The following is a 23155-nucleotide window of genomic DNA, read 5'->3' on the forward strand; positions in this document are numbered from 1 at the left end:
TCCTAGAAATTTAGAATTTAGCTTTTTACAATTGTTACTTTCCCTGTCATCACAGTTGATACGTTCCCCGCTGCATCGATGACTTTTGCCTTATGCGAGTACGTCCCGTTCAGGTTCTCCGTGTCCTCTGGTGAGAGTAAAACTGTGAACACACCAGCCGCTTCGTCAGTGATCGTGACACCACTTACCGTGTCTTTCTCTAAGATGTTAGTGGCAGCGTTAACTCGTTTCATACTCCATTGAACGGTAGCGCCACTTAGATTCACCGGTGATCTATTATCCGTAAAGGTTACCGGAATGTTTTCCGTATCTCCTGCGAACATGGTGAAATTCTGATTTTTCTCGGTCACGGATAGTCCTCCTTTTAACATGAGCTGTGTCGATCTAGAAGCAAGAAGTCTAATGTTTGATCTCGAAGCAATAAGTGGGATAGATAATACCCGAGATGCTTTAAGTGGGGTACGCCCCACGATGCGTAGTGCAGAGTCGAATATTATTTGTTTTAGAGGATATATCACCTCACCGATCGTGAAGATCGATTGCTTCGTTTTGTGAGAAGAAGATGAGGCACCATAAATGACTTGCTTTGACTTGAATGGCACGTTACCAGGTACGCCATCATCCGTGATTGCTTGTAGTGATGCATAGGAAACTGAGCCTGTATGATAGATAACCTGTTTAATCGATTGAGGATCAGCACCAATATGCCTAATTATTTGCTTTGATGCTACTTGCAATGTGCTGATAGCGCCAATCATCTGCTTTGTTGCCAGACTACTAACACTTGTAAAGGATATTGCCTGTCTCGTTGCTTGAGCTGATAATCCACTCTGATAAATGCATTGTTTAGAAGCATATGCCGCTGAGCTGGAGCGACTAACAATTTGCTTAGTTGATAGCAGCGAGCTAGAAGTTGTGTAAACCCGCTGCTTTGTTGCATAAGCTACCGATCCAGAACTACCCGAGCTGCTGTCAACGACCCAAGTGCCTCCTGTTAAAGTGGCATGTCTGCCGTTCCCACTTATGTCGTTTACGTTACCCGCCGTAAAGTCATATGAAGCTATCAGGGTAGAACCCAAATAGAATTGGGCACCGTACAAATTACCTTTGAGAAAACCACCAGAAATATAGTTGCGGAAGATAAATGTTGGGTATGCAGTTGTAATACTACGAATTGCTTCAACTGTTGAACGAACGCTATCAGGAATAAAGTCTGTTGTGTTCGTAACCGTAACACCGTTAAGCTTGACTGAGCTTATTCCTGCTGAACTGTAGGAGTCTGTTCCTGAGCTGTTGTGTTGTACGTAGTCGCTGTTGACTGCAAACAACTTAGAAAAATTAGCAGGTCGACCGTTTGTCATGAAATCAATGACAATTTTGTCATAAGAGAAGGTAGGAGTAACTACATAATCGTCCACACCGTCCAGCGAGAGATAGTAGACCATAAGCTACACCGCGTATTCTGTATAGCCTACTGTTAACTTGATATCTGATTTGTTCTGAACCGACTGACCAGAAGGAGAAGTACATTTGTACCAAAACGGCTTAGCTACGTTACTATCCGTAATGTTGGACATCGAGAGAGCCGCACCTGTTGAACCGTACGTGCCTGCCGATCCTGCGCTATCTGGCGCCAATTGCACCCACGTGGACTCGTCTGTGCTCACTGCGTCCGTTGGGTCGATCGTAATACTTTGGTACGTTTTCGTGGAATCGTCATTGAACAACCACAGTTGAACCGATTGTGCACTCCCCGTAGTCGGGTGAGTTGTCGTGATAGGATTTGCGTCAGAAACGATATCAGTTAAGCCCACATTCTTGGAAATTTTAAGTGCCATGATTGGTTAGCCTCCTTGGGTTATACGATCATTTGTTGTTCCATTCGTTTAAGCCGGTCACGAGCAATTTGAACATAATTGGCATCTAACTCAATACCTGTAAAATTGCGATTAAGAGAAGCAGCAGCCAGTGCTGTTGTCCCACTTCCGAGGCAATTGTCTAAAACCAAATCGCCTTCATTGGTGTATGTCTTGATGAGATATTCAAATAGTGCAACTGGCTTCTGCGTGGGGTGATAACGGTCCTTATCCCTCGGGAAGTAGAGGACATCGACGGGGTATCGGTCCGTCTGGCCGCCACCTTCGAAGCCCATCAGTGCATCATTGTAGTTGCTGCCGTCCGTGGAATGCTTCTTGAAACGGTTGACCGGCTTATGTCCAAGTGTTTTTTGAGGGTTGTATTGCGGAAGATTCTTATAAAATATTAGGATGTTCTCATGGGTCTTCATTGGCATTTTCTTAGCGTTGAAAAATCCAGTCGGTCTGTTCTTGACCCAGATCCACTCATACCGAAGCATTTGCAAATTACTGTTACCGAGTACTTTATCGAAAGGGGTCTGCGCTGTTAAGACGATAACCCCTCTGTCTTTGATCAATCTTTCATACTGCTGCCATAGTTGATCCAAGGGGATCGGAGAGTCCCATTGATTCTGAGTTGACCCATAAGGCAGATCACACAGAATCATATCAAAACTCTTATCCGGCAAGTCTTTCATGATGTCTAAGCAATCCCCTTGGAATATCTCGTTGATCAAATCAGTAAATCCTCCTAAGTTCATCAATAATTCGACTTATTACAACTTATTTACAACTTACATATGACTTAATTTTAAAACTGTAAAGTCACTCAATATTCAGCGAATGTTCATCGCTATTTCATAAAAACTACCCAATGCGTCTTGCTTCGACGGTTCCCAAAAAGCGGCTTTTGGTCGATTGCTTTGAGAACTTCGGTAATAGTGATTTGATCCTCGTTCCATTTGAAGATAAGCGTTCCGTTCGGTTTTAGGACACGCATGCACTCATTAAATCCTTGCTTTATATCTTCTTTCCACTCAGGCCCGAGTCTTCCGTACTTTTTGGCCAACCACGAATCAGAACCAGCTTTAAGTAAATGCGGCGGATCGAACACCACCATGTAGAAGGAATTATCTTCGAACGGCATGTTCCTGAAATCGGCGATAACATCCGGATTAACGGTTAGTGTCCGTCCGTCACACAAAGTATCTTGCAGCTGGCGATTGTCCATGTACACAACGTCGTCATTTTGCTTGTCGAACCAAAACATTCGACTGCCGCAGCAAGCATCTAAAACTCTTGCTTCTTCTTGCATGCTAATCACCTCTCATAAATGGAAGCCGCCTACGGCCTCGTCTATAATGTCTTGATTGATTCCGATATACCTAAGTGTGATGCTCGGCGCGCTGTGGTTAAATATCTGCTGTAGTAGCGCCACATCTTTGTATCTCTTATAGAAGTGATAACCGAACGTCTTGCGCAGCGTATGCGTACCGATCTCCGACAGCCCGACTTCCGCCGCCGCAATGTTAAGGATGCGATATGCCTGGACTCGTTTGATATTCAGCTTTGTTCGATAGCTTGGGAACAACGGATCGCTGTCCTTCTTCCCTTTGATGTATGCGTTGATGATCTCTCGTAACTCCGCATTGATCGGGAACCGCCGCATCTTACCCGTCTTGCGTTCCTTGTGCGTAAGATGTGACTTGTTCCGCACATCACGGACATTCAGCTGAAGTAGATCGCCAATGCGAAGTCCTACGTTAATCCCCATTACTAACAAAAACCAATCCCGATTCGAGCGTTTCAGTAAAACCCGTTTCATCTCATCCAGCTTCTCGACACTTCGTATTGGCTGTACAAACTGTATGGCTCTCCACTCCTTTTATCTCTTTAAGATTCTATTTGTTCGTCTGAAAAGAAACCCGCCTTTTTCTTATGTTTATCACATGCTTTAACTGGAATAGATTTATCGGATTCTGAACTTCCTAATTCGTGTCCGAATATATGCCCGTATGTGGTCGCTTCTCTAGTGCATCCTTTGTAATCGCATTTCAGTTCATTTACCTCAATGATTTTCGTACATTCTTCACAAACATCGACCTTCTGACCAACGTCTGTTCTTCCGATATTTTCGGCGTTCGTAAAATACATAAATTCTTCATGCTTGGTTAACTCGCAAACGACGCATGTTTTCATCATTTCCAATGCACGCTCCCTATTCATTGAGTGACTTTACCTTCAACCTCTCGCTCATACATTTCAACGAGCATAGATTCTGTTAATCCCATAAATCCAATTAATGAGGAGTCAGCTTCCGTGGCATTCTCAAACCATTTTTTCGCTTTTATCAATTTTTCTTTATCCAACATCTACGGTCACCTCTATTCATTTTGATTTGTGTTTCGGACATTCAGTTATTCCGATTCCCTTTACGACAGTGACAACTTTTATTGATTTAACTGGGCATTTAAAACCATTGAACCCATCATATTTACATGTTTCACAAACACTCATTCATGTACACCGCCTATTCATTTTGATACTTTTAAATCATAAACACCTGTCTCAATTTCTCTTAGAATATGACCATAAGGTGATCTCCCCGGCTTTGTAAGATTCAACAAGCACACGCAACTTGTTCTTAGCTATTGTTTCTCTAGCTAATGCCTGCAAGCGTTTAATCTCATAGGAATGTAGCTCAATCTCTGGATTCACCTTCACCGAATTACCTCCAAACCGGATATGCATCTACTCACCACGGTACTCTTTAGGATTAATACCATCTGGAATACGCCATCCATTTGCTGCAACCCGATCAATTAATCTCTTTGCAGTATCAAACGTCCATGTGCCAACGTGTTCAAAGCCTCGTTGCTCTAAGAATCGAATTTGTTTCGGTGTGGTCAGACCTTCAGTCCGTCGCTTGTCGAGACGTTCGAGCAGGAGGCTAGCTTTGCCAGCGTTGTCGACTTCGTCAGGCATAATACCAAGTTTCTCAAGCGTTTTGACTTGAGCCTCGCTTGGAGGTGCCATTTCCCATCCGAATGACGGCACATAGCTGGACAAGTCTTCTGCTTGGATGCTCATTTCAAACTGAAGCGGATCAACCAAAGCGCGCTTACGTCTTTTCATCTCCTCTAGCTTTTTCGCTAAAGCTTCTTCACGTTGTGCAATGACATCTTCGGCAGCTTTCTTTTCAACCGTCTCCAGATCCATCGGCATTCCTGCCTGCTCAATCTGCTTGGTCATTGCCTGCGCGATTTCTTCATTCTCCGCGATTAGATGCGCTGGATGACACAGTTCATGCCGTTCTGTGTTCCACAAGAAATCGAGCAACAATAATTCTGTTTTACCGGGATGGAGCCGGGTACCTCGCCCGACCATCTGGCTGTATAAGCTGCGTACCTTCGTTGGCCGTAAGACGACTACACAATCTACGCTAGGGCAGTCCCATCCTTCGGTAAGGAGCATTGAATTACACAGGACATTGTATTTACCATTATCGAAGTCTTCTAAAATCTCAGCCCTGTCCTGAGATTCACCATTAACCTCGGCAGCCTTAAAACCTATAGAATTCAGAATATTCGTAAATTTCTGGCTAGTCTTGACCAATGGAAGGAAGACAACGATCTTCCTATCCTTTGCAATTTTCCACATTTCAGCAGCAATTGATTCTAGGTACGGATCCAAAGCTGTGCCCAGGTCTTGTGTTTTAAAATCACCAGCCTGCTGGCCAACAGCGCTCAGATTTATTTGCAGTGGGATCGTCATGGCTTTTATCGGACTAAGGTATCCTGCTTTAATTGCTTTGGGCAGCGTGTATTCGTAAGCCAAGCTTTCGAAGTAAGTACCAAGGTTCCGCATATCTCCGCGGTCAGGCGTAGCTGTAACACCGAGCACGTTAGCCGAACTGAAATACTGCAGCACACTTTGATATCCGTCTGATATGCAATGATGGGCTTCGTCGATGATGATGGTGTCGAAATGATCCGGAGCGAATTGTTCCATTCTCTTGGGCCGCTGCAATGTCTGTACACTACCTACGACAACCCGAAACCAACTACCGACGGATGTCTGTTCTGCCTTTTCCCTTGCGCAACCAAGACCCGTTGATTTCGCCAACTTGTCAGCAGCCTGATCGAGTAACTCCCCGCGATGGGCCAGAACGAGCAAACGCTCGCCCAGCCTTACACGATCTTCAATGACTTTGGAAAATACAATCGTCTTGCCGCATCCTGTCGGTAAGACCAGAAGCGTTTTTTTAACACCGTTTCTCCATTCTTTTTGAATAGATTCGCGTGCCTCTTGTTGGTAAGGTCTAAGTTCCATGGCAGCCTCCTAAAACTGGCCTTGCTGCCAGCCTCCTTGCTGTTGACCTGCACCAGGAAATGGTTGCTGATGTTGTTGTGACGTTGGCTGTTGATATACTTGCTGTGGAGTCTGTTGGTATTGTTGCTGTGATTGTGGTTGTTGATTACCGTACGAAGGAGCCTCGTATTCGTAAAAGGTCTTTACTTGATTCATAGACCGATCTTCGCCATTTGACTTATAGTTGCGAATCTCTAGCTTCATTCTCCCTCTAGCTCCTACGACGGTATTCCAGTTCATTCTCAGAGGCTCACCCTTTTTCTTCTGGCCAATCCCTGCAAAGAAATTGGATAGTAGACCCTCTGTCTTCGTGTGCAGGAATAAGTTATGAAATACTGTTACGTCACCATCACTTGGAGAGTGAACCGTCAGTTCCAATTTTGCTTGATTGCATGCTGGCATCTTATCACTACCCGCATATCTACTACGCTCGAACTTCGCAACAGTAAAGTTATAATCCCCAGGAGGGAGAAGCACGAAGCCGCCTCCACCATCCTTCTCAATTGTGTCATCCCAACCAAATTCACGTTCTGTTTGATTCATCTGTGTATCCTCCTAAGTTGTAATTAAAATGGTAGACTTGCTTTAAAATCCTTAATCATTTGATGAACCTGCGGCCACGCGCCTACCAACACACCGTTTATGAAATCTGTAGCATAATTGGTAATAGGTGTGTCTTGAGGATAGTATCCCTTTTTACCTACCACGATCTGTATGTCAGCCTCAGTTACCTTGTGCTGTACCATTAAGTCGCGCAATGATTGAGGTATGTTCGGATTAAGCTCACTCACCGTTGCCTGTGCTGGTTCAGCATGTTGTTGCTGTTGCTGAGGTGGTTGGCTCACAGGCACTTGGGTCGTCTGTGCCGATGCACTGGAAGGATTCACTGGCTGAGTTGACCCCGAGAAGATATGAGAGATATATCCGTAATCAAGCGGGAACTCGTCAGGAAGTCCGTGACGGTTCTTAGCATCCCAAGCTGGGTGATGTGTGGCGTATACCGTCCGCAACCCGCCTTGAGCCTTGTGTTTACTGCCCTTATCATCTGCTGCAACTGAAAAAGTCTTGTAATTGATGAACAAAAGCATATCTACCCATTCTTTTACCAAAGCTGCTGTGCGTGATCCTGTCTTTTGACCAAGCTTGAGAGAGTATCGATCATAGGCCCCCATCTCATCTGGTTGCTCGAATTTTGTAATTTGTGAATGAGCCGTAAGCACAACATGGATACCAGATTCAACAACATCACTGAGGAGGTTTAAGAAGCGACCAAATTCTTCAGCTACGAAAATGTAACCCTTTCCGTATCCAAAATCCTCCACACCTTTTTTGTTATGGGTGGCACACACGCTCTCGACACATAGCATTTCCGCCCAGTCGATAGTATCAATGATTAGTGTACCGAACCTGCTACCCTGCTGCTTAACCCACTGGACTTGCTGCTTGAGCATTTCCCAGCTTGAAGGCTTTGGCAGGCGATTTACATCGAGCTCCGTTGTAGATCCTTCTGTATCAATGAAGACTGGTCGCGGGAACTGAGAAGCCATGGAAGACTTACCAATTCCTTCAGGACCGTACAATGCTGCTTTCTTGGCTTTTGCCACTTTCCCGCTTATGACTTCCATTTAAAACTCGCCTGCCTTCCATGGATTCGTGGATGTCGGTGCTGCTGTCTGGTCTGTCCAACCTACACCCGGATCAATCTCCCTTGGTGGTGGTTGTAGTTGCACGTCTTCTTGACCGACAACATATCCATCTTCTATTAAGATGCTGCATTCATCCCCTGTACTGACTCGAGTGGCAATTGCCTGCAAACCCTCTTGCTCCAGCCATGATCCGAACTCTTTAATCGTCTTCATATCCATCTGCTCGAGTTTGTCTAACAAAATGAACCCGCAGTTTGGTTTGAGCTTTCGTACAATCGCTGTCGACACCTTCAACTGATCGGATCCACTCATATTGTCCCAGCGCTGTCCATTGTAGAGGAGTTCACCGTCTGAAACAGATAAGCCAGGAAGCGGAAGGTTTGCATTTTCTAATAGTTCCGATTTCTGTTGACGAATAGTGGTTATCTCAGTGGACAATACTTCGTATTGCTGGCGATACTCGCTTGAGTCCGCCTCAGCCTTATCCTTGTCGAGGTTCGCACGCACCTTGCGGTTAATTTCATCGATCTGCTGGATATTTGCCTCCAGCTCGTTAGTCGACTCGTCGTGAAGGTCAAGTATATCCCTTTGTGAAGTCTCTAGGTCAGACGTGAGTAAGTCCAATTTATTCTTGGCTTCAAACAACATGGAATTAATCCGATCCACTTCTTGGGTCTGAGACGCATGCGCTGTTTTTATCTGCAAGGCACGTTGCCGCATCCGCTGCTTCTCTCCATTGCGCCCAAGGATGTCCTGCTGCTGCCGAATGAGTTCCGACGCGGAAATCGGCTCTTTCGGTGCGTCCGCGAAGTACGGTTGTTCCTTGGCAAACTTGGCCTTCTGATCCGCGATCTGACCGATTGTATGACGTCGGTTATACACTTCCTGCTCTTTTTGCTCAAACTCACTAAGTTGCTGTCCGACTCCGATGATGCGCAATAAGATGTTCGCCTTTTCCTTGTTGGTGGAATTCATGAACTTTGGCAAGTCAATCGCCAATTCTTCCACAAAACTGTCTAGCAGTTGCTGACCGCCCTTTTGTCCATTAGGGTCGATAACCTTCAAATCACTATTTTTACCCTTTCGCTCAACAATCAAGCCGTTGGATAGGACGATGTGGAGATAAGGAGGAACTGCGGACCCCGTACGCTCCGCCTGCGAAGGTCGGTACTTATTACCACCAAGACCCCAAGCAATCGCGTCAAGCACGCTCGTTTTACCTTGGTTGTTGTTACCGCCAACAATCGTAAGACCAGAAGCAGAAGGTTCAACTTTCACTGCCTTTACCCTTTTTACATTTTCAATCTCTAATTTGTTAATTTTGATCATTTGCATTTTTTCTCCTCTCTTAATCTAAGCAGTAATAACCTTTGCCAATTCGCTCAACGTCCGTATATGTTGCTAGACTAACAACGAAAGCTTTATCATTGATGTGAATTACTTCTTCTTCGCCTTCTTTTAATGCCATTATTCGTTCTACGAAGGGAAGATTACAGTCCAACTGTTCCCACCTCATCTAACAATCGATCCACGTACCACTTTACCTTCCGTATATCTTCTATTCCGCCTTTATGATTAGCTCTCGAAGCGTATTTGAGGATGTTACCTTTGCAGAATCCTGCAAATTCTTCTCCGGTCAGTTTATCGATGATAAAGTCAATTACCTCGATTCCGCCTGCCATATAATGAGCTGGATGATTGACTGTCTCCACGAACACACTTTCCGCAGTAGTTTCAGTTGCCGTTGCCTCGATCGTCTGTAGAAGTAACAGCTTCTCAGCTTCCAATGATTCGATTGTATCCAGCGCGCGCAAATGATCTTCATTCAATTCGTTGAAAGCTTGTCGTGCATCATCTCGTTCAGAGACTAGTTGTGCTATCCGTGCTAATCTTTCGTTATCCAAAGCCATAACACGAGATAGCTCTAACTGTAGTTCTTCGATAACTTTATCCGGATCAATCTTCCCAGCTACTGGCGCATCATTCATCTTGATCACCTCTTCCAATGGCTCTCCGCTTAGGATGGCTCTCGCCTTACCTGGCGTGATTCCTACCCATTCCCACTTCCGAAGCCAGTAATGCAATCCATTTGCCTTCATGCCTAGCTCGCGTTCGACAGCAGATATAGATTTACCGTCAGCGATCCGTCTTAGAACAAAATCCTTTTCTGGTCCTTCTTTTACAATGTGCCCCACGTTTGGCCCTCCCGGCTGCTCAGTATTTTTTGCAACGAGTTTCGGTTTTGATCGGAGATCCATACCGAGTTTTTCAGCCTTACCACTACTATTCATAGGTACCACATAAGCATTTTTAGCGCGGTAGTCCTCTAACTCCTCGGGGCTCATCTTCCATGATTTCACCGCGCTTGATCCTGTAGAAGCTTGCTCACGCTTCGTATCACGAATTGGGAAGCTACTACGTTCTCCTCTCATAGCACCTTACCGCCATGCCGTTCTGGACGTGTAGCGTTATATGCCATCTTCTGTTCAATAGCAGCCTGAAGATCAATGCCGTAGTAGCCGCAAGCATCGAAGATCCGAATGACCGTATCAGCTAGCTCAGTAGGAATGCCGCATGGCTTATCGCCTTCAAAGTAAGTCTCATTCACACCAAATCCGTGACGGTAGTCTTCCAATGCCTCGGATAACTCGGAATGCATAAGTGCAATGACATCACCGAAACTACGAGGCTCTAAATGCCATCCCTTTTCAATAGCATTGTCATGTGCACTCTTTACAAGTTCTGAAATTATTTTAGGCTCGTAAGAAATAACAGGTACTGCCGAAATTGATGAGATAACAATGCCAATGTAAGGTCCATCTTCAACAACTTGATATTTACCAAAAATTAAATAATTCAATTCCCTTACCCGAACAATCTCACCTTTTTGAGGGCCGCCTTCAATGGATCGCAACATTTTTATTTGCATATAATGGAAACCTCCTAATTAGATATCACGTGACAATTCGTTGATGCATTTTGTACAGACTTGCTTTTCGTTCCAAGTCTTTATGAAGCGCAGACTAGAGGACTGACCGCAAACCTCGCAAGCTGGCTCCGTACGGACAATGCGGAGAGTTGTTACAGCATTGCGTACTGGCTTTTTTTGTTGAGCTACAGGCATGCTTCACTGCTCCCATTCACAAAATTTAAAATTAGTGGTATGATAACGGTAATTAAATTTGTTTTGCACTCAATCAGTTACCCTGGCCGGTAGCTGATTTTCTTTTTGCGTTGTTCCACGCTGCGAACTTCAAGCACTCGTAGCGCTCATCCTTCGTAAGCTCCAGCCAAACTGCTACGCTAACATTCATCTCTTGTCACCTCCCTTCAATCATCGAGATCGGCGCATATCGCATGCTGCCAATCAAAGTCGTCTGTCATGGAAGCCATTAAGCTGAAATTTTTAAGCAGCGCCTGCTTGTAGAGGAAATTGACTAGCCAATCCAGACATAAATCCAATTCGTTCTGCTGCACCTGGTCCAGCTTCTGACTCTTCTGCTCAATACGTAGAGCCGCAATGCGCTGGATAATCGGTGAGTCCGATAAAGCCATCAGATCCACCCCCAGTAGTTAAGTAAAAAGGCGACGATCTCAAAGCCGGTGATCATTACAGCCCATCCTTGGGCGTCGCTGTACTCGCTTTTAACAGTAGTTGCTTTGAACACTTCTTCAATCGGCTTACCATTGATTGTTACTTTCACATAGATCATCCTCTCGTTTTACCGAGGAGTGCGTCTAAGGTGCGTGTTCGGTTTAATTTGCTTTAGTGCAAAACAATTCTTCCGTAGACGTCCATTCTTGTGACTCTTCAAATCTCCAGTGCTGATGCGGCGATCAATTGTCGCTTTTGCTTAAGCCCAAATAAGCAGCCACATCAAGCACTGTAAAAGTTGGAGGCAGTTCGCTATTTTCATGCCGCACCTCGTTTGGATAGCTCATGCCATCTTTTGTCGTTCGGTAAAAACGGATTCTTTGCCGAAAAAAATATGATGTTTAGGAATCCGGTAAATACGGATCAAGTCTTCCATGACATCTCTTGGTATTTTAGACGAATCGCGTTCGTATTTACCAAGAGTTTCTGCGCATTTCCCAGTTAAATCCGCCACCTGTTTAAGCGTAAGATCGCAATTGGTTCGTGCTGCACGAAGGGTAATTAGGAGCATCCGATGTCCTCCTTTCGTTGGTGTACACTTAGATTAATCCGTTTTTATCGGATTGTCAATACGTTAAAATCGAATTATTTTACTTGCAAGTGGAATAAAATTAGTTTATAACGGATATATGCATATTTAAATAAGGAGTGTTAACCGTGGCTAGAAGGAAGTTTACTGAAGTTGAAAGAGGATTAATGAGAGACATAGCATCGAATATTAGGATTCTCTTAGCATCAAGAAACTGGACACAAAAAGAACTAGCTGATCGAGTAGGCCTCTCTACTAGTGTTATGTCAGACTACTTGACTGAAAAAACTTTACCCACCCCGGGGAGTGTACAAGCTATAGCAGACGCTTTTGGCGTACCAAAGGGGAGGGTTGACCCTACTTTTGAAACGGATGGCGCTGGTTTAGAAGCTAAAATTCAATTTTTTGAGGAGTTGGAACGCGAGCTCGGCATTGATCTAACGGACCCTGATGTTCAAAAAATGCTCAAGAGAGCGGCTAAAGTCATCTTCATTGATGAAGATTAGTCTTAATTGATCCAAATGGGCTACAACATTAGACACACGATCATCTGCAACTATTTCGCTTACAATTTGTTCGACTTCCATTTCCTCAAACTTGTCTACCCAAACCATTAGCTCACACCTCCGCAGCATCGTTGTTCTTGTCTTACATAATAATGCGAACACGCGTTCTCTGTCAATATCTTACACGAAACGGAAGGAGGATACATATTGTCGCTCTCCCGAGGGAGATGTCGACTAGAAACCCTACTACGAAGAAAACGTTGGTCCCAGGCTGAATTAGCCGTCCGTACCGGTTACGCCCCGCGAATGATTTCACATTACGTCAATGATACAAGAGCCATGTCTGTAGATGTAATGAAGAACATCGCTAATGCACTAGGATGCCTGATGGAAGACTTATACGATTGGGTTGAGGTTGACGACACAGATTAATTTCTGTGCTCTCCTCGAATTTTCGGAACGTATAGGTTCTGATGTCGAAATAATCTAGTAATTAAATAATAGGAAAAATATAACTTTATTACTAGAGGTAATATCTCCCATTTTATGTGAGAAAGGAGTGCATAATATGTCGAAAAAAAAACTTCCTAAAAATGTCCGTGAGAGAGATGGAAAGTACTACTATAGATACAGCATCAAGGACCCAGTAACAGGTAAACGCAAGCAGAAAGAATCTACGGGATTTACAAGCGCAAAAGCAGCTGAAAAGGAAGGTATACGCATACAGGCGTCTTTAATGGAAGGCCTTTACGTGGAAAAGGTGAAGGTCACAGTAGGCCAATGGTGTGATGACTGGCTAGTTTGGTACACATCAACAGGAAGAGTCAAACAAAGCACGATAGATAGTCGTTCAACATCAATAGGCATGTTGAAGGCAGAAATCGGAGGGCTTTATCTACAGGAGTTAACAGATGAAATTTATCAAAATACCTTGTTGAAAATGGTAAAAAAGTATAAGCCTAACACTCTTACACTATTCCATGGTGTAGCTGGTATGATTTTTAAAAGAGCAGTTCAAAAAGAAAAGCTTAAAGTCAATCCCGCTCAATACGCATACATCCCAAAGAAAGTCCAATCTCTAGAAGAAAGGGAAGCGTCTAAAACTCTGCCGCGATTCCTTGAAAAGAACGAACTGAAACTGTTCTTAGATGCAGTCGAGGGTGTTCAATTCAGAAGAGTATTTGAATTGCTTGCATATTCAGGATTGAGAATCGGAGAATTGTCAGCTCTGTTCGTTACTGATTTTTCTAAAGATGAGGGCACCATTGAAATATCAAAAACAAGATACAGTAACGGTAATATCACAGAATACGAACTATTAAGCCCCAAAACTAAATCCTCTGATCGCACTGTTCACCTCAGTAAAAAAGCAATTTCCGCAATTAATAGCCAAATTAATTGGAGGAAATCCTTTGCCTTCTCAAAAGGGACTAGGTTTTATCAACTAAGGACATTTCTGTTCGTTATGGAAAAAAGGGTGCCTGGATACCCTTTGACTAACACAATTATTAGTGCAAACATGTATCGGGCTCTAAAAAAAGCCGGTCTACCTTTAAGTTTAACCCCCCACAGCTTGAGGCATACATACACTAGCTTAATGGCTGAGGCAGGTGCGGAACTAGACACTATACAAGCTCAGCTCGGACATAAAAAAGGCAGCGACATTACCCGGGCTATTTATTTGCACGTTACGAAAGCACGGGAGAAAAGAGATGTACAGCGCTTAGATGCTTTCCTTGATTCTAATGATTAAATAATAAAACTCCACTAGACTCGTGACGTCGATGTGGAGTTTTATTATTTGTGGGGGAACTGTGGGTAATCACCTAGTGATCAAACCGAAAAACCCTTTACACATAAGGTTTTTTAGCCAAATTAATTCTTATAGACTATATTAATATCATGCTCCTTGGAAAGAAAGCTCGAAATTTGATCCCTTGCCTCGGACTTCACATCTTTCAACCAGGAAGCTTCTAATCGTTCTATCGTTTCGATACGTAAATCTTCATATTTACTCTTCGCTTTCTCCATTTCGCGCGACCGATTAGACGCATATAGAAACAATGAAATACATGCGAGCAGCAAGCCGCAAAGCAATTTATTCGAAATGAGTAAATCCAATATCAGGATGGCATTTCCGCCCGAACGAACGATGACTTGCTGGTATAACAAATAGACAACAAGCAATAAGACCGCTCCAGTCGCGATCGATAGCATGGGTTGCCTCTTTTTCATATAGTCCCACTTCATCTTTCTTTCTTGCAACTCTTTCAGTACGACTTCTGTATCATCACTGACATTTATCTTAGGCCCAATCACAGCATCTCCCCCTCGTTACCATGCTATGCTTGTCTATTGCTATTCTTTCCAAAAAAAAGACCAAGAGCATCACTCTTCACGCCTCGCTGAAGATGCCCTTGATCTAGAATTTATTTAGTAGAAGAGGTTTTTCAATAATTCCGATTAAAACCGTTTCTTTCCTACAAGGAACTTTTTGTTTCCTTTTTTAGCTGCTACCGGCACATGCTTGTAGCTTCGTACCATTTGTGTTTTACAAAGCGGGCAAGTTGGTAATGCTTCTGTCACGAATTCTTTGCGAACCCAAGCTTTACATTCTGTTGCTTTACATTTCCAAATCTCAATCTGTTCAACTTCCGGTTTCTGTTCTTCCGTTACAATACTCGTTGTTGTAGACATTTCAATTATGTGCTCCCTGCTTCGTAGATTAGACTACTTATTATTATACAGATCGGCCAAGATATCAAGTCTTTCCCGTGTTCAAAAGTATTTACCAGTGGTAGAATAGACAAAGCGATTGCAATTTAGACACAAAATACAAAGGCAGGAATATCGCATGGTCAATTTACTACGTGAATGGAAGCTTCAACTCGCAGGTTATAGCCGAAATATCAAGCTATTTTTCTGGTTTAATTTTGTTTGGAACTTAGGCATTAGTATGTTCGGACTTGTGTACAACCTCTATGTAAGAAGTTTGGGTTATGAGCAAACAATGGTAGGCAGCATCGTAGGGATGACCGCTTTGGCCGCGGCCATTATTCTCATCCCGGCAGGCATCATGAACGATCGCTTCGGTCCCAAACGCGTCATTTCTTTCGGTCTCCTTTTTACCATTGCCGCATTAACCGCACGATCACTTATTCAAGTACACGAAGGAATGCTGATCTCCGCTTTCTTAGGTGGTATGGCGCTAGCTGTCGTCTCTGCGACAATTCTTCCCTTCATGGCCAATAACTCAACGCCTGGGCAGCGGGTCCATCTCTTCTCCCTCAATATGGCTTTGGTTATGCTGGCCAATGTCATTGGTATCGCAATTGGAGGCGTGCTTTGTGATTTCTTCCAATTCTTTATTGGTCTCGACGAAATTCATAGCTTACGTTATACCTTGCTCATTGGTGTGGCCATTGCAGCACTCGGTGTCATTCCCATGTCCCTTTTTGAAAGGAGCGATATCGAGAAGGAAGACGATGCTCCGCACCGCCAATCTGTCAGCTGGAGAACCACGTGGCGCGAGCACAAAACGTCGATTCAGGTCATCGCCATCTTCTGTTTACTCGGATTACTCTCCTCACTTGGTGGCGGGATGATCGTTCCCTATCTCAACGTCTATTTTGAGGATCGCTTTGAGGCATCCAAATCGGCAATCGGCATCATTGTCGCTTTAGGACAAGCGGCTACAGGCGTAGCCTTTCTAATCGGACCCATGATTGCCAAGCGGTATGGCGAAGTGAAATCGGTCGTGTATTTGCAACTGAGTTCGATTCCTTTTCTGCTCATCACAGCTTTTTCAGCCAACCTTTATTTATCGTCCGGTGGTTATCTGTTCCGCCAGGCACTCATGAACGCAGCCAATCCTTTTTACAATTCGATCAAAATGAGTTACGTCCATCGCTCGCTTCGCGGGCTTGCCTCAAGCTCTGGTGAAGCCGTGTTCAACCTCGGTTGGTTTATTGCTTCTCCGATTAGTACAGGCCTTGTCTTCCGATACGGCAGTTATTTTGGATATGCCTACGCCTTTTGCATCACAGCCGTTGTGTACTCCGTTATTTCATTTTTATTTTATTTTTTCTTTGGTAAACAGCGTTTCAAAACCTTAGAATAACCTATCGAAAAAAAGCGCCTTTCCTCGTTGACGTAGACGAAGGAAAGGAAATACAATAGAATGAGAGCGCATTCATAACTACTTCTCAGTGCTCAATTGAAAAGTAGAATGCTAAGGGGGCCTAACCTATGCGGAAAAAGCTCATTTTTAATGGACAAAGTATCGTCTTAACATGGTCAATTTCCTATATTGTCATCCTCCTGCTTCCTGTAGTGATCGGTCTATTAGTTTATGTCGAGTCCAACCGTACATTAAAGGAAGAAATCCAACAAGCGAATGATTCCTTGCTTAAGCAAGTCCGCGAAGTCATGGACAACCAATTCAAAGCCATGGAACAGCTCAACTTTGAAATTACATGGAATGTAAATGTACAAGAGTTACTCTATTCCAATAAATATGAAACTTATCCGAAAGATCTTCCTTATGATACCTACCAGATTGCGAAGAGCTTCTCTATGTACAAAACCTCTTATCCGTTGATCGACTCTTTTTATGTGTACTTGAACAAGAATCAATCCGTCATTCTCCCAACGACCGTTCGTTCCAAAGATTTTGCCTATGAGACACTGCATCAAAGCGATGAATTCTCCTTCTCCTCTTGGCAAATGATTATGAAACGCAGTAATTTCAAAGGCTTCATCCCGATGTACCGAATTGGCGATGATAACAAACTCAGGAAAACCGTTGCGTACATTAGCACATACCCTTTTGAACACGACCAACCACTTGCTACGAATGTTATCATGATCGATCAATCACGCATTCTCGGTGCCATTCAGAATATGGAAATCTTCAATAAAGGTCATGTCCTTATTCTTAATGAACAAAATCAAGTATTAGCTTCCAGTGCGGAGGGCACGATGCCCGCCGATTTCCCATATGCCAACTTGGATCTTGCAACGAATTTTTATTTTAAAAGTAACGATGGTGAGAAATATGAAGTATTCAATATTCAATCGCCTCGTTCCAAGCTCAAATACGTCTCGATCATGCCCAGCACGACTTATTGGCAGAAGGCCTCACACATACGCAACCTGACTTACCTTAGTATGCTGATTAGCTTGCTAGGTGGCGGTATACTGACCTTCTTCTTCCTTCGAAGAAATTACAATCCTGTTCGGCGCTTGGTACACGCTTTTTCGAAGAAACAGGTTCTCGAATCCGGCAAAACCTACAATGAATTTCATTTCATTCAGGAAGCCGTGGACAGCACGTTAATTGAGATGGCTGATTTCAAAAGTAAAGTCGAGCAGCATCGGCATATTGTGCGATCTCATTTTGTAGAGAAACTCTTGAAAGGGAAATTGGATGGTAAAATACCTATCGCCGAAGCTTTAACAACGTTTGATATGAAGCTGGATCGGAAAGAATTTGCCGTCATGCTCTTCGTCACTGATAAAAGCGAAACGTTCTTCGATAGAATTACGAACACGTCTGATGAGGAGAAGTGGAAGCTGCTTCAATTCATCGTAAGTAATGTGGTTGAAGAATTAGTCTCCCAACAGCATCGCGGCTATGTGGCAGAAATCGATGATACATTGGCGTGCTTAGTGAATCTGTCCATGGAAGATGGCCGCAGTGCCAAAGAGGAATTACTGCGTATCGCAGGTGAGGCCCAATCGTTCCTCGCTTCTACCTATGATATCCATCTGACGATCGCAATCAGTAACGTGAATGCTCATATTTCAAGTGTTCCGCAGGCTTTCTTGGAAGCATTGGATGCGATGACCTACAAGCTAGTCATGGGGGGGCACGAAATTCTCGCCTACCATGATCTCAAACCTCATACACACTGTGATAATCCTTCAGGTTATTATTATCCAATGGCCGTAGAGCAACAATTCCTCAACGCCTTGAAGTTTGGAGAACTGGCCGATGCTCGACAAATTCTTCGTGAAGTTATGGAGAAAAATTATGAAGGCACAGGCATTTCCGTTTCGCTAACCAAATGTTTAATGATGGGCTTAGTCTCGACGATCATGAAAAGCCTTAATGACACAGGCGGGATGCAAGAAAGTTTCTTTATTCGCAATCCGAAACAGCTCGATCGTCTCATGAATGCGAAGACCGTCCAAGATATGGAGCTCCAACTAGATGATATGCTTGCGCAAGTCTGTGCATATACCGCTGCGAAGCGGCAACATGCGAATTCGATTACGAAACAGAAAGCGCTTCAACAGCTTGTGGAGCAAGTCAATACGTATATTGAACACAACTATACCGATGTGAATTTGAATGTAACGATGATTGGCAGCCACTTTGATCGCAAAGCTACGTATTTATCCAAACTCTTCAAAGATTACGTGGGTGAAGGTTTGCTTGATCGGATCAATAAAGTGCGGATTGAGAAATCCAAGCAACTGCTGAGAGGAAAAGAACAATCTGTTGGTGATGCTGCATATGGGGTCGGTTTTAACGATATTAATGCATTTATTCGTGTATTCAAAAAGGTCGAAGGAATTACGCCAGGTAAATATAAGGAAATGATTGAGAAATAATTATGAAATAATGGAAGAAATGAAGCGGGACAGATAGAGATTAGAGCGGGCAACCGCTCTTTTTTCATGTAAAATGGACCTATTCACATGGAAATTGGCCTTTTTCACGAAGGAATTGGATATTTTGTAGATTCTTTCGATATTTATCTAGATGCTATTGGATATATTCGAGATTTCATTTATGTAAGCGTTATCATATAGTTAAGGCATAGCACAGGCAACAACCATTCAAGACTTCCGAAGCCTGTTTTACTGGTTAAATGCTTTGAGAGTCAGCTCGTCTGCCAGCTAGATTGGCGAATCACCAGTCACGCTTATGTGGCCAGTAGGTTTGGCACAAAACTTTGAGGAGGTCCACACATGAAAAGAAACAGAAAAAAAATGTTCACCATGTTGGTTACCACATCTTTAATGGGAAGCTTAGTTGTTGCCTGTTCCTCCAATTCTTCTTCGACAAGTACGCCTAGTCCAGCAGCATCCGCAGATGCGACTAAAGCATCAACAGCACCAGCCGCAGGTGCAGCTGTTACGTACCCGCTGAAATCGGACAAAACTTTGTCCTACTGGGGAGAGGTTACTGGAAACTTAACAGGTGTTAAAGGTACACATGCAGATACACCATTTTTTCAAAATTGGCAAAAAGTTACTGGTGTTACGATGAAGTTTACCGCGCCGCCGACTAACCAAGCGGATCAAGCTATCAACGTCATGTTAGCCACCGGTGATTTACCAGATATGATTGAATATGATTTCCAAGGTAAATTCCCAGGCGGACCTGAAAAAGCGATCAAAGATGGTTATATCCTTAAATTGAATGATACGATAGATAAATATGCACCGAACCTGAAGAAATATCTGAAAGAACATCCGGATATTGATAAACAAGTAAAAACAGACAATGGTAGTTATTATGTATTCCCATTCATCCGTGGCGACGATTTGCTGCGCGTATTCCAAGGACCTATCGTACGTAAGGACTGGTTGGATGAGTTAGGACTCCCTGTTCCTGAAACGATTGACGATTGGTATACCACGCTCAAAGCTTTCAAAGAGAAGAAAGGTGCCACAGCTTCTTTCTCTGTCGTAAGTGTACCTAGACCTTTCAACGAACTAGCGAACGGCGCTTTCGCAAGTGCTTTCGGTGTCACGCGTGATTTCTATATGGATGATAAAGGCGCGATCAAGTTCGGTCCTGCTGAAAAAGGCTACAAAGACTTCCTTGCGACTTTCCACAAATGGTATGCAGAAGGTTTGATCGATAAGAACTTTGCAACAGCAGACAGCAAATCCTTAGATGCGAACATCGCGTCAGGTGCTACTGGGGTAACCGTAGGAAATGCAGGTGGCGGAATTGGTAAATGGCAGCCGCTTATTTCAGCTAAAGATCCTAAAGGCGTACTAATCGCAGCTCCATATCCTGTTCTCAAAAAAGGCGACATCGCGATGTACAGCCAAAAAGACCCTGCGAATGCACCAGGGGGATCTGTCGCGATTACAGCTACTTCCAAGAACATTGAAACGACCGCGAAACTTCTTGATTATGGTTATTCAACTGAAGGCGCTCTATTCTTTAACTTCGGAACGCCTGGCGTTTCCTACAACATGGAGAACAACTATCCGAAATACACGGATTTGCTTATGAAAAATCCGGATAAATTAGCTCCTGCACAAGCGATGTCCATGTACATCCGTGGTAACTACAACGGTCCTTTCATTCAGGATAAACGCTATATCGAACAATATTTAGCTTTGCAAACACAACGTGATGCACTTACAACATGGTCGAAAACCGATGTAGACAAGCACAAATTGCCGCCAATTACAGCAACGCCAGAAGAAAGTACGGAGCTTGCCAAAATCATGACAGATCTGAACACGATTGTGGATGAAATGACTCTGAAAATCATCTTGGGTACTGAGCCAGTTGAAAGCTTCGACAAGTATATGGAGAAATTCAACTCCGTGAAATTGAACCGTGCGATCGAAATCAAGAAAGCATCCTTAGATCGTTATAACAAACGTTAACATCTATCATGGGGATGAGGAGCACGAGCTCCTCATCCATACATTTCCATGTCCTCGACGAAAGGAGAGATACCATGCGTAAAACAGCGGAACCTACCTTTTCTGTACGCTTTAAGCGCGATTTCCTGTTGAATAAATATTTATACCTGATGATGGTTCCCGTACTGGCTTACTACTTTATCTTCCACTACGCGCCGATGTATGGAGCCATCATTGCTTTCAAGGAATATACGCCAATTAAAGGGATACTCGGTAGCCCATGGATTGGATTCCAAAACTTTCATGATTTCTTCACCAGTTATTATTTCTGGCGTATTCTCAAAAATACCGTTCTAATTTCACTCTATACATTGTGTTTTGAATTTCCTGCCCCGATTATTTTAGCTATTCTCATTAATGAGCTTGCGAATAAAAGATTCCAACGTTTTGTGCAAACGGTTACTTATATGCCTTACTTTATCTCGCTAGTCGTCATTGCCGGCATGATCAAGGATTTTACGAATAACGGCGGTGTAGTGAACACGTTACTGACTTATTTTGGCGCGAATGATACAGCGATGCTGCAGAAGCCTGAGCTGTTTCGAACCATATATGTGTTATCAGAGATTTGGCAAAAAATTGGTTGGGAATCCATCATTTATTTAGCAGCACTCATGGGCATTGATCAAGAACAATATGAAGCAGCGAAAATGGATGGAGCCTCACGAATCAAATCCATTTGGCACATTACATTACCTGGTATTCTACCAACCATATCCATCATGTTCATTCTTCGAATGGGAAATTTGCTCAACGTAGGCTTTGAGAAAATTATCTTACTTTATAACCCAAGCACCTACGATACGGCTGATGTCATCTCTTCCTTCGTTTATCGCAAAGGCTTGCTCGAATTTGGATGGAGTTATAGTGCCGCGGTTGGTCTCTTCAATTCCGTCATCAATTTAGCATTGCTCATTACCGCCAATAAGATTAGTAAACGAGTTAGTGAAAATAGCTTATGGTAGTGAAGGAGGGTCTTAGATGAAAACTAGCTATTCAGATCGCGTATTTTACGCTGTGAACCATGTGCTATTAATTTTGTTAGTCATTGTTACACTCTATCCGCTCATCTATGTCACTTTCGCTTCCATCAGCGACGGTGCGCAGCTTATCACCCACAAAGGCTTGCTTTATCGCCCTTTGGGCTTCAGTCTGGAAGCTTACCAAAATGTATTTAAAAATCCGTCAATATTGCAAGGCTACCGTAACACGTTATTTATTCTTGTCTTCGGCGTAACGACGAACTTACTAGTGACAGCTTTAGGTGCTTACGTGCTCTCGCGTAAAAATGTAATGTGGAACAAAGTCTTCATTTTCATCGTCATTCTTACCATGTTCTTCAGCGGCGGTCTTGTTCCGATGTACCTTGTCGTGAAAGGTGTCGGACTCATCGACTCCTTATGGGCAACCATTTTACCATTCGCCGTTAACACGTTTAACTTAATTATTATGCGTACCGCCTTCATGGCCGTTCCCGAAAGTTTGGAAGAGTCAGCCAAAATGGACGGAGCCAACCACTTCGTTATCCTATTTAAAATCATTATCCCGCTTTCCATGCCTGTCATCGCGGTTATGATCTTATATTATGCCGTCGAGAAATGGAATGGATGGTTCTGGGCTTCGATCTTCCTGAAGGATCGTGAATTGTACCCGCTTCAGCTCACCCTTCGGGAAATATTAATCGCCAATAACACGGATATGATGTCTTCCGGCGCCAATGCCGCCGATCAGTTCCAGATCGGGGAAACGATTAAGTATGCGACGATCATGGTTGCCTCTGTACCGATTCTCATCCTTTATCCGTTCGTTCAAAAGTATTTCGTGAAAGGCGTCATGATCGGCGCTGTCAAAGGGTAACATCAATGAAGTCGTCCACTCCAACTTTGGAGGGATGGCTTTTTTTTCGTTAG

Annotated in this window: 27 protein-coding genes; 8 read left to right on the forward strand and 19 right to left on the reverse strand. The window is 43.6% G+C overall.

Going from position 1 to position 23155, the window contains the following annotated elements; translation table 11 throughout:
* Positions 1-17: 17 nt before the first annotated feature.
* The 17 genes from A8708_RS06720 to A8708_RS06785 all read right to left on the reverse strand — a co-directional run bounded on the left by A8708_RS06720 (position 18) and on the right by A8708_RS06785 (position 12039).
* A complete protein-coding gene (locus A8708_RS06720; protein WP_068662734.1) occupies positions 18-1445 on the reverse strand; it encodes a hypothetical protein in 1428 nt (475 codons plus the stop codon).
* Positions 1446-1448: 3 nt separating this feature from the next.
* Entirely contained in the window at positions 1449-1838 is a 390-nt protein-coding gene (locus tag A8708_RS06725) for a hypothetical protein (RefSeq protein ID WP_068662735.1), read from the reverse strand.
* A gap of 20 nt (positions 1839-1858) precedes the next feature.
* Positions 1859-2593: a DNA-methyltransferase gene (locus A8708_RS06730; RefSeq protein ID WP_239696571.1), complete on the reverse strand. Its 735-nt coding sequence runs from the start codon at positions 2591-2593 to the stop codon at positions 1859-1861.
* 116 nt (positions 2594-2709) lie between these two features.
* Positions 2710-3171: a class I SAM-dependent methyltransferase gene (locus A8708_RS06735; RefSeq protein WP_068662737.1), complete on the reverse strand. Its 462-nt coding sequence runs from the start codon at positions 3169-3171 to the stop codon at positions 2710-2712.
* 12 nt (positions 3172-3183) lie between these two features.
* On the reverse strand, positions 3184-3726 hold the full coding sequence (locus A8708_RS06740) for a site-specific integrase (RefSeq protein WP_141692665.1): 543 nt from the start codon (positions 3724-3726) through the stop codon (positions 3184-3186).
* Between the two features lie 23 nt (positions 3727-3749).
* Positions 3750-4082 carry a hypothetical protein gene (locus tag A8708_RS34715; protein WP_082927304.1) on the reverse strand — a complete coding sequence of 111 codons (333 nt, stop codon included), beginning with the start codon at positions 4080-4082 and terminating at the stop codon, positions 3750-3752.
* On the reverse strand, positions 4079-4228 hold the full coding sequence (locus tag A8708_RS35275) for a hypothetical protein (RefSeq protein ID WP_157264573.1): 150 nt from the start codon (positions 4226-4228) through the stop codon (positions 4079-4081). Before A8708_RS35275 ends, A8708_RS34715 begins: the two co-directional genes overlap by 4 nt.
* A 379-nt stretch (positions 4229-4607) precedes the next feature.
* The gene (locus tag A8708_RS06750; RefSeq protein ID WP_068662738.1) at positions 4608-6188 is read right to left on the reverse strand and encodes a DEAD/DEAH box helicase; all 1581 of its coding nucleotides are present in this window, start codon (positions 6186-6188) and stop codon (positions 4608-4610) included.
* Between the two features lie 9 nt (positions 6189-6197).
* Positions 6198-6770 carry a hypothetical protein gene (locus A8708_RS06755; RefSeq protein ID WP_068662739.1) on the reverse strand — a complete coding sequence of 191 codons (573 nt, stop codon included), beginning with the start codon at positions 6768-6770 and terminating at the stop codon, positions 6198-6200.
* A 23-nt stretch (positions 6771-6793) separates the two neighbouring features.
* Positions 6794-7852: an ATP-binding protein gene (locus A8708_RS06760; RefSeq protein WP_068662740.1), complete on the reverse strand. Its 1059-nt coding sequence runs from the start codon at positions 7850-7852 to the stop codon at positions 6794-6796.
* Positions 7853-9202: an AAA family ATPase gene (locus tag A8708_RS06765; RefSeq protein ID WP_082927305.1), complete on the reverse strand. Its 1350-nt coding sequence runs from the start codon at positions 9200-9202 to the stop codon at positions 7853-7855.
* A gap of 19 nt (positions 9203-9221) precedes the next feature.
* The gene (locus A8708_RS35765) at positions 9222-9374 is read right to left on the reverse strand and encodes a hypothetical protein (protein ID WP_167355853.1); all 153 of its coding nucleotides are present in this window, start codon (positions 9372-9374) and stop codon (positions 9222-9224) included.
* Positions 9364-10305, reverse strand: a complete 942-nt coding sequence (locus A8708_RS36360; RefSeq protein ID WP_239696572.1) for a DUF3310 domain-containing protein — start codon at positions 10303-10305, stop codon at positions 9364-9366. The genes A8708_RS35765 and A8708_RS36360 overlap by 11 nt, the downstream gene beginning before the upstream one ends.
* Positions 10302-10802 (reverse strand): nucleoside triphosphate pyrophosphohydrolase family protein, encoded by a 501-nt coding sequence (locus A8708_RS06775; RefSeq protein WP_239696573.1) that lies wholly within the window; start codon positions 10800-10802, stop codon positions 10302-10304. The genes A8708_RS36360 and A8708_RS06775 overlap by 4 nt, the downstream gene beginning before the upstream one ends.
* Before the next feature lie 401 nt (positions 10803-11203).
* The gene (locus A8708_RS06780; RefSeq protein WP_068662741.1) at positions 11204-11428 is read right to left on the reverse strand and encodes a DUF7667 family protein; all 225 of its coding nucleotides are present in this window, start codon (positions 11426-11428) and stop codon (positions 11204-11206) included.
* Positions 11428-11577, reverse strand: a complete 150-nt coding sequence (locus tag A8708_RS35285) for a hypothetical protein (RefSeq protein WP_157264575.1) — start codon at positions 11575-11577, stop codon at positions 11428-11430. Before A8708_RS35285 ends, A8708_RS06780 begins: the two co-directional genes overlap by 1 nt.
* A 234-nt stretch (positions 11578-11811) precedes the next feature.
* Positions 11812-12039, reverse strand: coding sequence for a helix-turn-helix domain-containing protein (locus A8708_RS06785; protein WP_068662742.1), 228 nt, complete (start codon positions 12037-12039; stop codon positions 11812-11814).
* Positions 12040-12185: 146 nt separating this feature from the next.
* Between A8708_RS06785 and A8708_RS06790 the strand changes: the two genes are divergently transcribed.
* From A8708_RS06790 to A8708_RS06800, 3 genes are all read left to right on the forward strand, one after another.
* Entirely contained in the window at positions 12186-12563 is a 378-nt protein-coding gene (locus A8708_RS06790; RefSeq protein WP_068662743.1) for a helix-turn-helix domain-containing protein, read from the forward strand.
* 207 nt (positions 12564-12770) lie between these two features.
* Positions 12771-12995: a helix-turn-helix domain-containing protein gene (locus A8708_RS06795; protein ID WP_068662744.1), complete on the forward strand. Its 225-nt coding sequence runs from the start codon at positions 12771-12773 to the stop codon at positions 12993-12995.
* A 136-nt stretch (positions 12996-13131) separates the two neighbouring features.
* Positions 13132-14316 (forward strand): tyrosine-type recombinase/integrase, encoded by a 1185-nt coding sequence (locus A8708_RS06800; RefSeq protein WP_082927306.1) that lies wholly within the window; start codon positions 13132-13134, stop codon positions 14314-14316.
* A gap of 122 nt (positions 14317-14438) precedes the next feature.
* Here A8708_RS06800 and A8708_RS06805 read toward each other — a convergent pair whose 3' ends face one another.
* Complete coding sequence (locus A8708_RS06805) at positions 14439-14882, reverse strand: DUF2663 family protein (RefSeq protein ID WP_068662745.1); 444 nt, start codon at positions 14880-14882, stop codon at positions 14439-14441.
* A gap of 144 nt (positions 14883-15026) precedes the next feature.
* On the reverse strand, positions 15027-15260 hold the full coding sequence (locus tag A8708_RS06810; RefSeq protein ID WP_056616791.1) for a cold-inducible protein YdjO-related protein: 234 nt from the start codon (positions 15258-15260) through the stop codon (positions 15027-15029).
* A 157-nt stretch (positions 15261-15417) separates the two neighbouring features.
* Here A8708_RS06810 and A8708_RS06815 point away from each other — a divergent pair, with 157 nt between their 5' ends.
* The 5 genes from A8708_RS06815 (at position 15418) to A8708_RS06835 (ending at position 23102) form a co-directional block, all read left to right on the forward strand.
* On the forward strand, positions 15418-16683 hold the full coding sequence (locus tag A8708_RS06815; RefSeq protein ID WP_068662746.1) for an MFS transporter: 1266 nt from the start codon (positions 15418-15420) through the stop codon (positions 16681-16683).
* 128 nt (positions 16684-16811) lie between these two features.
* The gene (locus tag A8708_RS06820) at positions 16812-19181 is read left to right on the forward strand and encodes a helix-turn-helix domain-containing protein (RefSeq protein WP_068662747.1); all 2370 of its coding nucleotides are present in this window, start codon (positions 16812-16814) and stop codon (positions 19179-19181) included.
* Positions 19182-19541: 360 nt separating this feature from the next.
* Positions 19542-21206: a type 2 periplasmic-binding domain-containing protein gene (locus A8708_RS06825; protein WP_068662748.1), complete on the forward strand. Its 1665-nt coding sequence runs from the start codon at positions 19542-19544 to the stop codon at positions 21204-21206.
* A gap of 74 nt (positions 21207-21280) precedes the next feature.
* The gene (locus tag A8708_RS06830; RefSeq protein ID WP_068662749.1) at positions 21281-22210 is read left to right on the forward strand and encodes an ABC transporter permease; all 930 of its coding nucleotides are present in this window, start codon (positions 21281-21283) and stop codon (positions 22208-22210) included.
* Positions 22211-22226: 16 nt separating this feature from the next.
* Positions 22227-23102, forward strand: coding sequence for a carbohydrate ABC transporter permease (locus A8708_RS06835; protein ID WP_068662750.1), 876 nt, complete (start codon positions 22227-22229; stop codon positions 23100-23102).
* The last annotated feature ends 53 nt before the right edge of the window (positions 23103-23155 follow it).

This window comes from Paenibacillus oryzisoli (assembly GCF_001653565.1).
Classification (GTDB): Bacteria; Bacillota; Bacilli; order Paenibacillales; family NBRC-103111; genus Paenibacillus_E; species Paenibacillus_E oryzisoli.

Excerpts from the sequence above, each read along its gene's own strand:
- A8708_RS06720 (WP_068662734.1), bottom strand. The coding sequence starts at position 1,445 with ATGGTCTACTATCTCTCGCTGGACGGTGTGGACGATTATGTAGTTACT.
- A8708_RS06725 (WP_068662735.1), bottom strand. The coding sequence starts at position 1,838 with ATGGCACTTAAAATTTCCAAGAATGTGGGCTTAACTGATATCGTTTCT.
- A8708_RS06735 (WP_068662737.1), bottom strand. The coding sequence starts at position 3,171 with ATGCAAGAAGAAGCAAGAGTTTTAGATGCTTGCTGCGGCAGTCGAATG.
- A8708_RS34715 (WP_082927304.1), bottom strand. The coding sequence starts at position 4,082 with ATGAATAGGGAGCGTGCATTGGAAATGATGAAAACATGCGTCGTTTGC.
- A8708_RS35275 (WP_157264573.1), bottom strand. The coding sequence starts at position 4,228 with ATGTTGGATAAAGAAAAATTGATAAAAGCGAAAAAATGGTTTGAGAAT.
- A8708_RS06750 (WP_068662738.1), bottom strand. The coding sequence starts at position 6,188 with ATGGAACTTAGACCTTACCAACAAGAGGCACGCGAATCTATTCAAAAA.
- A8708_RS06755 (WP_068662739.1), bottom strand. The coding sequence starts at position 6,770 with ATGAATCAAACAGAACGTGAATTTGGTTGGGATGACACAATTGAGAAG.
- A8708_RS06760 (WP_068662740.1), bottom strand. The coding sequence starts at position 7,852 with ATGGAAGTCATAAGCGGGAAAGTGGCAAAAGCCAAGAAAGCAGCATTG.
- A8708_RS06765 (WP_082927305.1), bottom strand. The coding sequence starts at position 9,202 with ATGATCAAAATTAACAAATTAGAGATTGAAAATGTAAAAAGGGTAAAG.
- A8708_RS36360 (WP_239696572.1), bottom strand. The coding sequence starts at position 10,305 with ATGAGAGGAGAACGTAGTAGCTTCCCAATTCGTGATACGAAGCGTGAG.
- A8708_RS06775 (WP_239696573.1), bottom strand. The coding sequence starts at position 10,802 with ATGCAAATAAAAATGTTGCGATCCATTGAAGGCGGCCCTCAAAAAGGT.
- A8708_RS06780 (WP_068662741.1), bottom strand. The coding sequence starts at position 11,428 with ATGGCTTTATCGGACTCACCGATTATCCAGCGCATTGCGGCTCTACGT.
- A8708_RS06785 (WP_068662742.1), bottom strand. The coding sequence starts at position 12,039 with ATGCTCCTAATTACCCTTCGTGCAGCACGAACCAATTGCGATCTTACG.
- A8708_RS06800 (WP_082927306.1), top strand. The coding sequence starts at position 13,132 with ATGTCGAAAAAAAAACTTCCTAAAAATGTCCGTGAGAGAGATGGAAAG.
- A8708_RS06810 (WP_056616791.1), bottom strand. The coding sequence starts at position 15,260 with ATGTCTACAACAACGAGTATTGTAACGGAAGAACAGAAACCGGAAGTT.
- A8708_RS06815 (WP_068662746.1), top strand. The coding sequence starts at position 15,418 with ATGGTCAATTTACTACGTGAATGGAAGCTTCAACTCGCAGGTTATAGC.
- A8708_RS06820 (WP_068662747.1), top strand. The coding sequence starts at position 16,812 with ATGCGGAAAAAGCTCATTTTTAATGGACAAAGTATCGTCTTAACATGG.
- A8708_RS06825 (WP_068662748.1), top strand. The coding sequence starts at position 19,542 with ATGAAAAGAAACAGAAAAAAAATGTTCACCATGTTGGTTACCACATCT.
- A8708_RS06830 (WP_068662749.1), top strand. The coding sequence starts at position 21,281 with ATGCGTAAAACAGCGGAACCTACCTTTTCTGTACGCTTTAAGCGCGAT.
- A8708_RS06835 (WP_068662750.1), top strand. The coding sequence starts at position 22,227 with ATGAAAACTAGCTATTCAGATCGCGTATTTTACGCTGTGAACCATGTG.